General features: G+C 37.5%; 8 protein-coding genes and 1 pseudogene. 2 read left to right on the top strand and 7 right to left on the bottom strand.

Annotated elements, in window-relative coordinates; translation table 11 throughout:
* Positions 1 to 169 precede the first annotated feature (169 nt).
* A complete protein-coding gene (locus AC2117_RS06680; RefSeq protein WP_133972816.1) occupies positions 170 to 1,372 on the top strand; it encodes an MFS transporter in 1,203 nt (400 codons plus the stop codon).
* Between the two features lie 26 nt (positions 1,373 to 1,398).
* Here the strand turns inward: AC2117_RS06680 and AC2117_RS06675 are convergent, their stop codons facing one another.
* Positions 1,399 to 2,382 carry an ion transporter gene (locus AC2117_RS06675; RefSeq protein ID WP_133972814.1) on the bottom strand — a complete coding sequence of 328 codons (984 nt, stop codon included), beginning with the start codon at positions 2,380 to 2,382 and terminating at the stop codon, positions 1,399 to 1,401.
* A 120-nt stretch (positions 2,383 to 2,502) separates the two neighbouring features.
* A complete protein-coding gene (locus AC2117_RS06670; protein WP_133972812.1) occupies positions 2,503 to 2,937 on the bottom strand; it encodes a hypothetical protein in 435 nt (144 codons plus the stop codon).
* Positions 2,938 to 3,516: 579 nt separating this feature from the next.
* Here AC2117_RS06670 and AC2117_RS06665 point away from each other — a divergent pair.
* A pseudogene (locus AC2117_RS06665) lies at positions 3,517 to 3,794 on the top strand (anion permease); the annotation flags it as partial.
* A 149-nt stretch (positions 3,795 to 3,943) separates the two neighbouring features.
* Here the strand turns inward: AC2117_RS06665 and AC2117_RS06660 are convergent.
* From AC2117_RS06660 to AC2117_RS06635, 5 genes are all read right to left on the bottom strand, one after another.
* Positions 3,944 to 4,525 carry a hypothetical protein gene (locus tag AC2117_RS06660; RefSeq protein ID WP_133972810.1) on the bottom strand — a complete coding sequence of 194 codons (582 nt, stop codon included), beginning with the start codon at positions 4,523 to 4,525 and terminating at the stop codon, positions 3,944 to 3,946.
* A gap of 116 nt (positions 4,526 to 4,641) precedes the next feature.
* Complete coding sequence (locus AC2117_RS06655) at positions 4,642 to 7,281, bottom strand: bifunctional aconitate hydratase 2/2-methylisocitrate dehydratase (protein WP_042897255.1); 2,640 nt, start codon at positions 7,279 to 7,281, stop codon at positions 4,642 to 4,644.
* A gap of 251 nt (positions 7,282 to 7,532) precedes the next feature.
* Positions 7,533 to 7,895 carry a hypothetical protein gene (locus AC2117_RS06645; RefSeq protein ID WP_133972806.1) on the bottom strand — a complete coding sequence of 121 codons (363 nt, stop codon included), beginning with the start codon at positions 7,893 to 7,895 and terminating at the stop codon, positions 7,533 to 7,535.
* A gap of 137 nt (positions 7,896 to 8,032) precedes the next feature.
* A complete protein-coding gene (locus AC2117_RS06640) occupies positions 8,033 to 9,268 on the bottom strand; it encodes a lactonase family protein (RefSeq protein ID WP_133972804.1) in 1,236 nt (411 codons plus the stop codon).
* 256 nt (positions 9,269 to 9,524) lie between these two features.
* A complete protein-coding gene (locus tag AC2117_RS06635; RefSeq protein WP_133972802.1) occupies positions 9,525 to 14,030 on the bottom strand; it encodes a translocation/assembly module TamB domain-containing protein in 4,506 nt (1,501 codons plus the stop codon).
* Positions 14,031 to 14,048 lie beyond the last annotated feature (18 nt).

Here is a 14,048-nt window from a genome sequence, read left to right as displayed (position 1 = left end):
TCTCTGATCTTTTATTCAAAAAGAAAGTGGTTGAGTTCTTAACCAAATGGTTTGGATCACCCTTATCTGGTTGTTTTTGTACTTAGCCTCGGCGATCTTAATTTTTGTTTTTATTATTCTGCACTCTTTTCCCTTATACTTCCTTTTTTGAGTCTCTTCTTAATTTATTATGGCGTCCCCGCAATCCCCTCTTTCTTCTGCACATCAACACTATTCACTCTTTTTAGCAATTTTCTCACTGGCTGTAGGTGGTTTTTGTATTGGAACCACCGAATTCGTCGCAATGGGACTGATTCAGGAAATTGCAAATAATTTAAATATTACAGTACCAGAAGCTGGCCACTTTATTAGTGCCTACGCTTTAGGTGTAGTGATTGGCGCTCCTATCATCGCTATTCTTGGAGCCAAAGTTCCTAGAAAAACTTTATTGCTCGGCTTAATGCTTTTTTATGGCATTGCAAATGCCTGTACCGCTTTAGCTCATACCCCCGAAACTGTTTTAATCTCACGTTTCATTGCTGGTTTACCACACGGAGCTTATTTTGGAGTCGGAGCATTAGTTGCAGCTGAACTAGCGGGTCCATCGCGAAGAGCATCTGCTGTTGCTCAAATGATGATGGGTCTTACAGTTGCAACTGTGATTGGTGTACCTCTGGCAACTTGGTTAGGTCAAAATTTTGGCTGGAGAGCTGGTTTTGAGTTTTCAGCAACCATTGCTTTTCTTACTTTAATTGCTGTTGGCTTCTTTGTACCTAATATCCCAGTCCAAGCAAAAGCAAGTATAAAAACAGAATTAGCTGGCCTTAAAAATATCAACATGTGGTTAACACTAGCGGTAGGCGCCATCGGTTTTGGAGGCATGTTTTCTGTTTACAGCTATGTCTCACCTATTTTGACTGAATATACACAAGTAAATATCCAAATTGTCCCTATCGCTTTAGCTATTTGGGGTAGCGGTATGGTTATTGGTGGCTTAGCAGCTGGATGGCTTGCAGATAAAAACCTGAACAAAACGATTGTAGGCGTACTCATTAGCTCAGCTATCGCTTTTGTTGTTGCTAGTTTCTTAATGAGCAATATCTATACTGCTATTGCTTCATTATTTTTGATTGGTCTCACTGTAATGGGGTTAGGCGGAGCTTTGCAAACTCGTCTAATGGATGTAGCAGGAGATGCTCAAACATTAGCAGCATCTCTCAATCACTCTGCCTTTAATATGGCCAATGCATTAGGTGCATTTCTTGGTGGATGGGTACTCAGTCACCAAATGGGTTGGATCGCACCAATCTGGGTTGGTTTTGTCTTGAGCCTCGGTGGTCTTATCATTTTACTTATTGCATTTGCCGTAGAGAAAGCAAGTAAGAAAATTTAATCAAAGAAGATGCTAACTCATTATTTCTAATCAGTTAGCTTTCCGCCACAGTGAGGGCAATAACATTTTTGCTCTCTAACCGACTCTTCTTGCTCTAATACTTTTTCTCGCATAATTTGAATAATCAGATTATGCGCCTGTTCTTTTGGCAGGCCTACTTTTTGGCGAATCCGTTCTATTTCAGCTTCATCATGTAAAATATCAATACCTCGTAACTGAAGTAATTCACGAAATTCTTGCTCTAGTCTTTGATTACGTTGATTAAGTTCATTTGCAAGCCCAGATGCTAAAATACCGGCTGGTAACGCTGCAATACCAACACCCAAAATGGTAATCAGTGCGCCTAGTAACTTTCCTAAACTGGTGACTGGGGTCACATCGCCATAACCTACTGTAGTTAAAGTAACCACTGCCCACCACATAGATTTAGGTATTGAACTAAAAGCTTCTGGTTGAGCTTTATTTTCAACCACATAAATGCCAGAAGCAGTCATAATAATCATAATAATTAAAATAAAGATAACTGCCTGAAAAGACCCTTTCTCACGTTTAATCACACACAACAATATCTGTAGGGAGATAAAATACCGTGTCAATTTTAATAAACGAAGTAACCGTAGGATTCTGAGCATACGAAGATCAATTCGTACAAAGAAATTGAGATAAGCAGGTAAAATTGCCATCAAATCAATAATTGCTTCCCCGCTTTTCATCCAGTTCAAGCGGATTTTCCATGCAGATTGTGTCGTATCTCGATCTGCAACACTCCACAATCTTAATAAATATTCAATACTAAAAACTGCAATTGAAATAACTTCAAAATAGTCGAACCAAGCATGGTAACTTGTGTATAAATCATTTACTGTTTCTAATAAAACAGCAGCGACATTACCAACAATCAAAACAACTAAAAAATAATTAATACATCTACTTATCGTAGTTTCATAGTCATGATTATGAAGATTATTATAGAAGAACTTACGCAATTCCTTCCAAGCTGAATTTTGCATATTGATCTGACCACTTGATATTGAAGATATAGTAAGCTCTCGCCCTCTATTCACCAATATAGTCTTTAATAAATTTTCCTTCACTCACTTCAATATTTAAAATTTTTCACTTTTCCCACTTCAAATCGCTGCTAGACATCGAAATTCATTTTCTTGCCACCACAACACATCATAGATCCCTGGGTGTGATTTTAAGATAATATTTATATAATTTTGCAGCACCATAATATGATGGGTAATATCAAGTTTTCTAAATAAAAACTTTCTTAAAATAGGTGTATTCGGAGAGATAAAAACTGCAAATCCATTGCTATATTCTTTATAGACACTGATTCCAAGATGCATGGTTATTTCAGGCAAAGGAATCTCAATTTGCCACCCCCAGTTTTCACTATATAGCTCGACATTTAAATGATATCTATTTTTCAATATACTAAAAATATATTGTGCAATATCTTCAGTTTTTTGAACTAAAACGCCTCCTTCATTGGAATGCACCTTTTGCTCAGATGATTGATAATCATCAAATTTAAATTCAACTACCGTCTTTAACATTCTCAAATTCCCTATATAAAATACTTATATTTTTTTTAATTATTTTTAAGTTCATTTAATTATTTTAAAACAAAACACCAGTTAACTTCTAGTACTATATTTAATTTTATATGGATCAAATTAAAAAATGATATATGTAGTATTTTTAAATAAACTCATGAACCAATTCACACTTTTAATAGAAATTAAAACTCAGAAAGACTGTTTTTTACCCAATAATATATTTAAATTATTTTATTTAATAATTTTTATACCCTTTATAGCTTAATCTAGATATAAAATTTATTTTTTAATCTTTAAAATTTTCTAAAAAATAATATGAGGATATATTAATTTAAATAAATATCTTTATGACTTTTTTTAAAATTAACAATACTAAGTACTATTTATTAAACTGATACCCATATAGAGAATGTATAATTCTGATATCATTTTCAAAGCCACAATTTTAAAATAAAACTTAACAATCTTCATTTGAATCAAGAGATACTTAACTTTAAAAGAATTATCTTTTCCATAGAAATGAAAACTTGTAATTACCGCTATTTATTTTTAAGGTTTTTGAATTTTTTTATCATTATATTTGCTAGCAGCACGGCACATATTACCGCAATGTTTGTAGTCTTTTATACGGCGAAACTTTTACTCGGTTCACCGCCAATATTGTTTGCTTTAATGATGGTAGCAGCCTCATGGCATTAGCCCATTATGCGACTGGAACTTCCTCGGTTGGGTTTGGTTCAGGCTACACCCCACTTGATGAATGGTGGAAAGCTAGCTTTGTCATGGGCGTGGTTAATATCATTATTTTTGTAGTAATTGGCGGACTTTGGTGGAAAGTATTGGGTTATTGGTGACTTAAAGTTGAGGGATATTTCTTACGAATAGGAGTGTTCCTCTAAACTTAAATAATAAATCTTACCAGCAAGCTCACAAAATTCATCGTAAGAGTACTTATTCTTATTTAATAAAACAAAATTATGTTCAAGTGCCATAAAATATTCTCTTACTCTAAATAGTAGTTTTCTCTATCAATCAAATCTTTCCACTCTTCATGACTATAGATTTTAAGGTTATTGAGTCGGGTGCCTATCAATAAGAAACGATCATCCCATGTCAGAATCTCATGGGTATCTTCAAGTTTTATTTCAGAAAATTTTGGAAAGAATTTAGGATCAAAATGTATTATCCCTATTTCCAATAGATACTTTACCTCTCTAGGATTTTCAGGAATAGAATGAAACATAGGAATACGTTCTATTATTTTTTTGGCAATTTGATGTGGTTCAGAATACAAATCATCTAAATACCATTTCTGATCAGAACTTTTCCATATATATGCTTCGAAATTATTCTGCTTAATTAATAAGGTCTCAGTAATAGCATTTGGATTTTGATACCAAACAGTAAATTCTAGATCCTTTGTTGGAATTATAGAAAACATTGGCAATTTTATATAAGGATACGCTTTTAATATCCTAGAAAATAATTTTTGAATTAAGCTATTTAACTCTTCAAGATTTTGTTCTTTATAAAGAATTTTTTCTAAATCAAGAATATTATCTTCTATATTTACAATGCTTTTCATTATTATAAAAATAAGGGCTGATTAATCAGCCCTTATTTTATCTTTTTGCTCAAGCAAAGCATAGCTTTGCTCTTGCGCTAGGGAAAAGCCGATAGGCTTTTCTTGTTCCTAGCTCATTAAGTCAATTGAGCAGCAGAAATTTTCTTAGTATCAACTTGATCAGCTTCTTTAGTATATTCGCTCATCTTGTCGAAGTTTAAGTATTTGTAGATGTCAGCAGATGCGCTGTCGATTTGCGACGCATACTGTTGATATTCTTCTGGGCTTGGTAATTTACCAAGAACCGCAGCTACAGATGCAAGTTCAGCAGAAGCTAAGTAAACATTTGCACCTTGACCTAAACGGTTCGGGAAGTTACGAGTAGAAGTCGATACACATGTTGTATTCGGCGCTACACGTGCTTGGTTACCCATACAAAGTGAACAGCCTGGCATCTCTGTACGCGCACCAGCACGACCATAGATGTTATACAAGCCTTCTTCCATTAATTGGTGCTCGTCCATACGTGTTGGTGGAGCTAACCATAAACGAGTAGTTAATGAACCACTTGGTACTTTATCAAGTAACTGACCCGCTGCACGGAAGTGACCGATGTTAGTCATACAAGAACCGATGAATACTTCATCAATTTTGTCGCCTTGAACGTCAGAAAGAAGTTTCGCATCATCTGGATCGTTCGGGCAGCAAAGAATTGGTTCTTTGATGTCAGCAAGATCGATTTCGTAAACTTTTAAGTATTCTGCATCAGCATCAGCTTTTAACAAGCTTGGGTTTTCTAACCACTTCTGCATGTTTTCAGCACGGCGCGCCATAGTACGAGCATCGCCATAACCTTCAGAAATCATCCACTTCAACATAGTGATGTTAGAACGTAAGTATTCAGCAACTTTCTCTTCAGAAAGTGTGATTGAACAGCCAGCAGCAGAACGTTCAGCAGATGCATCAGAAAGTTCAAATGCTTGCTCAACAGTCAAGTCATTTTCCATTTCTGATAAATCGATCTCAAGGATACGACCAGAGAAGATGTTTTTCTTACCTTTCTTCTCTACAGTTAAGTCACCCGCTTGAATCGCGTAGTAAGGAATTGCATGTACAAGGTCACGTAAAGTGATACCAGGTTGCATTTTACCTTTGAACTTAACAAGTACAGACTCTGGCATATCAAGTGGCATAACACCAGTTGCAGCTGCGAACGCAACTAGGCCAGAACCCGCTGGGAATGAAATACCGATTGGGAAACGTGTATGTGAGTCACCGCCAGTACCTACTGTATCTGGAAGTAACATACGGTTTAACCACGAATGGATAATACCGTCACCTGGACGTAAAGATACACCACCACGGTTCATGATGAAGTCAGGTAATGTATGGTGAGTAGTTACGTCAACTGGTTTTGGATATGCAGCAGTATGACAGAAAGACTGCATTACCAAGTCAGCAGAGAAGCCCAAGCAAGCTAAGTCTTTTAACTCGTCACGAGTCATTGGACCAGTTGTATCTTGAGAACCCACTGTAGTCATCTTAGGTTCACAGTAAGTACCCGGACGGATACCTTGACCTTCAGCTAAACCACATGCACGGCCAACCATTTTCTGAGCTTGCGTGAAGCCTTTGCCAGTGTCAGCAGGTTGTACAGGTGTACGGAACAATGTAGAAGGTTCAAGACCTAATTCTTCACGTGCTTTAGTTGTTAAACCACGACCAATGATCAAGTTAATACGACCACCAGCACGTACTTCGTCTAAAAGTACTGGAGTTTTAAGTTCTGCTTCTGAAATTTGTACGCCATCTTTAAAAGCAGTAACTTTTGCAGCAGCATGGTCAATTTTCAATACTACTTCGTCGCCCATGTTCATGTTAGCAACGTCGATTTCTACAGGTAATGCACCTGCGTCTTCCATTGTATTAAAGAAAATTGGAGCGATTTTAGAACCTAAGCACACACCACCATCTTTTTTGTTTGGAATGTGTGGAAGTTCGTCACCGAAGAACCAAAGTACAGAGTTAGTTGCAGATTTACGTGAAGAACCTGTACCAACAACGTCACCCACATAAGCAACTTGGTTGCCTTTCGCGATGAGTTCTTTGATTTGGTTTAACGGGCCAACTTCACCTGGTTTTTCAGGATTGATACCATCACGCTCGTTTTTCAACATTGCATTGGCGTGTAGTGGGATATCTGGACGGCTCCAAGCATCTTGTGCTGGAGACAAGTCATCAGTATTTGTTTCACCAGTTACTTTGAACACAGTGATTTTAATTTCTTCTGGAACGTCAGGACGGCTTGTGAACCATTCTGCGTCTGCCCAAGATTGTAAAACAGCTTTAGCATTGGCATTACCCGCTTTTGCTTTATCTGCTACGTCATGGAATGCATCAAATACAAGAAGTGTTTTCTTTAACGCTTCAGCAGCTAGGCCTGCAAGTTCAGCATTGTCAAGAAGCTCAACGAGTGGTGCTACGTTATAACCACCAAGCATTGTGCCAAGTAAGTAAACTGCACGCTCTTTAGAAACGAGTGATGAAGTTGCTTCGCCTTTTGCAATCGCTGCCAAGAACGCTGCCTTTACGTAAGCTGCTTGGTCAACACCTGCAGGAACACGGTTTTCAAGCAAATCAACCAAAAACGCTTCTTCGCCTGCTGGTGGATTTTTTAATAGTTCAACAAGCTGAGCTGTTTGAGCATCATCAAGTGGCTTCGGTGGGACTCCGAGTGCGGCACGTTCTTCAACGTGTTGGCGGTAAGCTTCTAGCACGGTGTTCATTCCTCTTTTTTTGAAAAATTACTTGCAAATTCCAGCTTTCTTAAAAAGCTTCACAAGTAATATGGACTACAAAAGTTTACTAGAGTTCAAGGTAAAAGTTAATGAAAACGGGGTGTTTCTCCGTGATGCCCATTATTTTGTATCTAAATACCCATGTACAAATAATAAGCATATTAGCCAAATCTGGGCTATTTTTAAGCGGAATAGCCTCAGATGAGAGGAAATTCAATAACCTTACCCAATTAGAACGATTTATATTTTGGCATTTTGTCATGAGGTGTTGCCAAACACTCATCCATCGCTTGCTTTCTAACTTTTTCTTGGAGTGCTTGAGAATCTTTTGTCAGTTCTTCTTTTGGAATTGCATAAACTTTTTCAATAACATTAAGAATGAACTTTTTCGTAACATCATCTTCAATTTTATTTGCATGCTCAACTGCTTGAGCTTTTTCAATTGCTTGCTGGCGATCAAAAACAATACTTCTAGCCGCATTTCCTACGCTAGTACAAAAGCCATGCCACTGCTCTTCGGGTGTTAATGGCTTCTTTTCTGAACAACCGACAAAGAACAAACTCATTGCAATCAATAAAATCTTTTTCATCATTTCACTACACTAATTATTGCTGTTGATATCATACGGAAAATCATCATTTTTGCAAAAATTGCCATAAAAAAAACCGAGATAGAAAACCCTCGGTCTTTTTATATCAAGCATTAGAAATGTCAGTTTAATGTTTCGGGTTAATTAAAAAATTTAATATCCGTAGGTGTTGGTATTTTTGCTGCATCACCAGCAGGTTTTAAGGTGCCATTTTTTGCATCAAAGCAAAATAAACTAATGTTATTACTAAAAACGTTTGTCACATATAGGTATTTACCAGATGCATCGAATGAGAAAGCCCGTGGTTCAATACCATTCGCTTTATAAACTGTTGGCTTACCTAGCAATCCATTTTGTTGAATTTTAAATACCAAAAGTTTGTTGTCTGTACCACGATTGGCAGCAATCACATATTTGCCATTTGGACTGAGGATAATTCCACTCGCACTCTTAAATTCAGGTGTTTTGTCCTCATGAATTAGTTTTAGCTCAGCTACTTTTTTCAAATGACCATCTTGTACGTTAAATGTCACAATTTCACTTCGCATTTCTGCGGTAATGTAGGCATATTTGCCATTTGGTGAAAAGACCATATGGCGCGGGCCAGAACCGTGCGTAAAGGTCACATCTCGACTACTATCCGCTTCGAGTGGTTGAGGCTTATTCGGGTTATAACGAAAGGTATAGACTTTGTCATTTCCAAGATCGCTCGCATATAAATACTTGCCATCTGGGCTGAAAGTTGTCGAATGTGCATGACCACTCTCTTGACGACCTTTAACATGACCAGAACCTTCGCTAAAAACAATATTTTGAACCATTTCACCCAAATGGCCATTTGGCAAAATTGGCAAAACAGCCACCCCACCACGACCTTTATCGAATGCCGAATAGTTCGACACAAACAGGAATTTACCATCTAAACTGATTGATGCGTGTGTTGGATGTCCACCATGGCTATTCACTGTGTTCAACACCTTCACCTTTCCGTTTTGAATTGATAACGCAGTTACCGCTCCATCATTTTCTTCATTAGTGGTATATGCAAAACGGCCATCTTTAGATTTCACAATCCAAGAAGGACTTTTCATTTTCAACACCTTAACAGGAGTTAAAGTCCCATCGCTATTAACTTGAAGCTGGTACAAACCTTCACTGGCTTGTTTTGGTTTTTGCACAAGCGGTGCATCAGGAATCGATGTCCATGTCCCTACTAAAGCGATTTGTTGCTGTGCAGCATTTACAGTGGAGCACCATCCAAATGATAAAAGCGTCAACGACAATGTTGCTGTTAATTTTTGAATTAGCCCACGATATTTAATATTTGTATCGTTGTCCTTGCCATATTTTATTTCAATATAAGTATCTATTTTCACGTTTATTTCCTTGAAAAATTCACCTTATTTGCACTTATCAACAAGGTATTATCAATCTAATTTCATTTAATGTTTCTGAAAACTAATTTATAAAACAGCAATTTTCAAGTGAATTTTCTTTAATCAGAACCATATTCAAGATTTGGTTCCTTTGAAAACAAACCATGGTTCATATAATAAATATTCAATTTTTTAAATCTTATGAAGGTGTTATTAAATTAAAAGCCCACTTGGAGTGAGCTTTTAATTCATACATTTAGAAACGCCAGTTGTAGAATAAATCGATCGCTCTTTCTAAAGACTGACTTGCTTCTAGATATAAACGGCGGTTCATTTGATAACGCAACGTAAGCTTGTTCACTGGCGTAAACACACCGACACCATAACGAATAAACAGATCCGGTGTGATATAGCCCGTTAAACTTACTTGCGTATCATCCCCTGTACCTTGTGCATCTAAAGCTAATCCACTTAAACCAAAAGTACGTCCAATCTGGTTAGTTAAAGCTCGTGTACCACCCAAGCCCATACTGATACCCGCAGCGGCAATGGTGTTATTTACATCAGACTTAAAGCCTTCTGCATTACTTAAACCACTCGAACCTTCATTAATACGCCCAGTAACGAGCGCGTTCAATGCTTCTTGCTCAGATAGACCTGCATCGTTATAAACCTGAATGTTTGGAGATGTCGCAGTCCCTGTAACACGTACTCCAACCATACTACCCTGAACATTTTTGTTTGCGTCTATATCTAAAGTTGGATTTGCCAATGGACCATTGAAACGCGCAATCGCTCGATTCAAATCTAGACTTTGCCCATAAGCCTCAATTTTCACTTTTTGACTGACACCAATTGCTCCATTAGCTCTCATTGCAGTCTCGTAACCACGTTGGCTTAAATTTAAACGACCAACTAATGGAATATTACTGTTAAAGCCTTGGAATATCACTTGGTTTCCAATATTAACAGCAATATCCGCTCGAATATCCCAAGGTTTAGCAGCACGTAAAATTGCAAGCGGATCTTGGCCTTGGCGAACTATGCGGACATCAGATGAGGTATTAATGACTGGGGTCGTTGTTTCCGGCATTGAAATACGTGCACGAGGAACATCTACCGACCCTTTTAAGCTTAAACGCTTATCGAAAGGATACATATCAAGTGTAAGGTTTGGATTGGCAATTGCAGTAATTAATGGGGCCTGACGTACAAGTAAATTATCACCTTTGAGGTTTAATTGAAGACGTGGTGCATCTTTCCATTCAAAACTACCTTTTAAAAGTCCTACACCTTGACCGCTGTTAAACGCGCCATCAATTGTTGCCATGTCCTGACGAATTGACGAATAAACCTGAACATTCGTTAAATTAACTGGCAGCGAAATCATACTGATTGCACCATTTTTCAGACGCATTTCACCAGTAAATTGTGGCTGAGTTAATGTACCGTTGACTTTACCAGCCAAAGCTAAAGTCCCACTCAGTTTGCGGACATCTTGAATAAATGGTTTCAAGACTTTTAATTGAACATCATTAAAAGCGACCTCACCATGCATTGGCATTGATGGTTGGAATGGGTTGATAATAACGTTCGCATAACCCGTACCAATATCAGGTGTTTTCACATCAACACGGAATAAAAGTCCTTCAGATACACTTTTTGCAATAACACCCAACTCATCATAAGCCAGAGTGGTTGCTGGGTCTTGTGGATCTTCAGCAGCTAAACCAATTTCACCTTTGCGTGTAATTAAACGTGCGTCAAGTTTTGGATTACCTCCATTTACCCACGATGCCTTGGCATAACCATTTAATTGCCCAGTTATCGCTAAACCTTCTGGCATAAATGCCGCGAAGTCACTTAAATCCATGTTTTGAGTTACAAACGAGATATTACCGCGTGCTTTACTTACCCGTACCGGCTGGTCAAAACAGAGCTGGCTATTCGCACTTTGCCAGCAGTGTTGACCTACATATAGCTCAGACCGTGCAGAAGAAAAAATCACTGGAGCATTTTGATTTTGTGCCAAACGAATGCGTCTTGAATCAAAACTTCCTTTCTGAATCTGGCCTAACCAATCATTATTTTGGTTAAACCCACCTGCCAACTGAACATAGAATTTGGAAATACTATTATTGCCGAGTACTTTCAATAAATGCGCTTTTCTTGTTCCGGTTAAATTCAATTCGGCAGACTGAATTTGTCTATTTCCACTACGCAAATTATCTAATTTTGCGGTTAATTGAGTCGGTGTTGTTTCCGATGTTGGAAGTTCACCCTGAATACTCAATCTCTTCACGCTGACTAAAGTATTAAAAGCAAAATCATCTACTGCGATATTTGCTGTTGCTTTTAAACGTGGCTGTGATTGTACATTCAGGTCGCCATAAGCTCGACCGCGTAGACCCGGATATAACTCGTAGAGTGCGGGCGCATTGAGCTTGATTTTTAGATTTTGGGCATTACCTGTCGCTTGTAGCTGATTCTGGCCATACACTAAAAATAAATTATTTGCTTCAAATTGCTGAGGTAAAAAGCCTTTTTGATTAGAATCCATCAATAAAGATAAATTACCCTTACCTCGAACAGGCTTATTATTTAAAAAGCCTGCAAGATTCAATTGTTGAATATTAATTCGTTTCAAATGGTCTGACCAAACCCCTTGAGTTTTCAGATTCCCTGAAATTTCGCCTTTTACAGCTGAGGTAAAATATTGGGGTTTAAAACGTACCAATGAACTATTAATATCCCATGCAATGCGATCTTTTAAATTTACAGAACCTGTGGCATAGATTTTTCCAGCTATCCCATCATGTTGTAACTGGTTAATTCGAATAAAATCTGGTGTGCCCGCTATAGAAAACTTCAATAAACCATTTGCCTGTTTTAAGGCTTTTAAAGATCCATCATAATTAACTGCAAAACCTTTAAAACCACCACCAGCTTTCACATCATGAAATAATAATGCTGCTGTACTCTTTCCACCCAAACTTATCGTCTCTTGACCTGCTTGAGCCAGTCGACCAGTTAAGTCAATTTTCTCAAATTGAATGATCTGCTGGTTTGGTTTAGCAAAACCATTTGCTTTAATCGAACCATTTAAAAGATTAACAGGTGCTGCCGCATGAATACTTTGTGGATTAAAATCTTTTGCATTTAACAATGCGTTCCAAACCAACTGACGTTTTTCAGTAGGAAGCAACACTTTAGCCTGCCCAGTTAAGCTACCTTTTTCAGCAGTAAAACTAAAATTGGGAACATTTAAAACATTATCTTTAACATTCAGATTGGCTAGATATTGTCCTGCTGGCAATAAGGTTTTTTCATGCTGATAAACTTTTGTAGCAACTTTAATATCTTGCTGACCATCACGTAATGTCAAATCAACCTGACCATTGTCACTGCTTAACCATCCAATATAAGGCATTGCGCGGTCTATTTTCGTCCACGCTACATTCATAAGCATTGGTTGAGGTTTATTATTTTTTTCTGGCGCCTGGTTAAACTTGAGTTTCCAAGACTCGTAACGGTCAAAATCAACATTAGCAAATACTTCAGTACCTTTTTCCAAAGAGCCGGTTGAAGCAACAGTAGCATCTAAACTTGGCGGTAAAAAGTCTTGAACAACCTGAGGAATGGCTTTGTCTTTAGGATTAATATGGTCTAAACGACCTTTGACATCCCAAGTAACATGGTCTTTCCAGTTCACTAAACCTTTAAGGTTCACAGCACCTTTCATTACCTGACCATTAAAATCGGTAATGTTAAGTTGATGAACTAAGTCAGTATTCATTAAAGCGTTGTATTGACCTTCAGGTAAATTCTCACCTTTTAAGTCAGTATCAAGCGCTAGATTAAGTTGTTTAATATCACCTTGAAACTTGATCACACCATTTTTTGCAAATAATTTTTGTTCAACCAATAAAGGTAAGTGATAATTTTTGAGTAATAACTCACCTTGCATTGGAACTTCATCACGAACAGGATGTAACACCACCCAACCCGTTAACAAATCTGGAGTTGTTGTTGCAACACCAGCTTTTAAAGTATCTAAACTTCCGCGAGCTGCGACTTTAATATTTTGAATATTTAAACTTTTTAGAGATGGGATTCTTAAATCTGCTGTCGCATTTAATGGGTATTTACCACTAAAATCCATTTTTCCTGTGGCATTATGGACAGAAAGATAGCCCATATCCATACTAGATTTTTCAAATTCCAGTTTGGTCTCTGACCAAAGCGCATCTTGTAAATGAACATCATGAAAATCTACATCTGAGGTCGCTAACTTAATCTCTAAATGATCAACATCGGCTTCATCAACGCGTAGAACAAATGGTAACTTAATCGGCTTAAATTCGAACGCTTTACCAGACGGCGGAGCTTTATTAATAATATGTAAGTTACGTACATCTGCATGACTTAAATGTACTTCTTTTTCTAATAATAAAGAGCGCCATCCTAAACCTACGTCAGCTCTATCTAATGAAACATCAACGTCCTTTAATTGCACCAAAACATTCTTAAGAATAATTCCGCGCAGTAAGTTACCGCCTTCATATTCATATTTAATTATTTTCTGAGCCTCTAAAACCCGATCTAATAAAAAACGACTTCCGCGATCTGTTGACATCATAATCACTAACGAAGACGCTAATAATAAAAATATGATCAATATCGTCAGCACGAAACTACGCAAAATGCGCCGCTTCTTAGGAGAGCTAGGTGCCGAAGTTGGCTGCTGTTCTACTTCCGCCATAAAATAAACCTAATAAAA

Origin of the sequence: Acinetobacter calcoaceticus (genome assembly GCF_900520355.1) — a bacterium.
In the GTDB taxonomy this organism is placed as follows: domain Bacteria; phylum Pseudomonadota; class Gammaproteobacteria; order Pseudomonadales; family Moraxellaceae; genus Acinetobacter; species Acinetobacter calcoaceticus_C.
Note: the sequence above shows the minus strand (reverse complement) of the source record. Positions and strands in the feature narration are given on the sequence as shown.

Excerpts from the sequence above, each read along its gene's own strand:
- AC2117_RS06680 (WP_133972816.1), top strand. The coding sequence starts at position 170 with ATGGCGTCCCCGCAATCCCCTCTTTCTTCTGCACATCAACACTATTCA.
- AC2117_RS06675 (WP_133972814.1), bottom strand. The coding sequence starts at position 2,382 with ATGCAAAATTCAGCTTGGAAGGAATTGCGTAAGTTCTTCTATAATAAT.
- AC2117_RS06670 (WP_133972812.1), bottom strand. The coding sequence starts at position 2,937 with ATGTTAAAGACGGTAGTTGAATTTAAATTTGATGATTATCAATCATCT.
- AC2117_RS06660 (WP_133972810.1), bottom strand. The coding sequence starts at position 4,525 with ATGAAAAGCATTGTAAATATAGAAGATAATATTCTTGATTTAGAAAAA.
- AC2117_RS06645 (WP_133972806.1), bottom strand. The coding sequence starts at position 7,895 with ATGATGAAAAAGATTTTATTGATTGCAATGAGTTTGTTCTTTGTCGGT.
- AC2117_RS06635 (WP_133972802.1), bottom strand. The coding sequence starts at position 14,030 with ATGGCGGAAGTAGAACAGCAGCCAACTTCGGCACCTAGCTCTCCTAAG.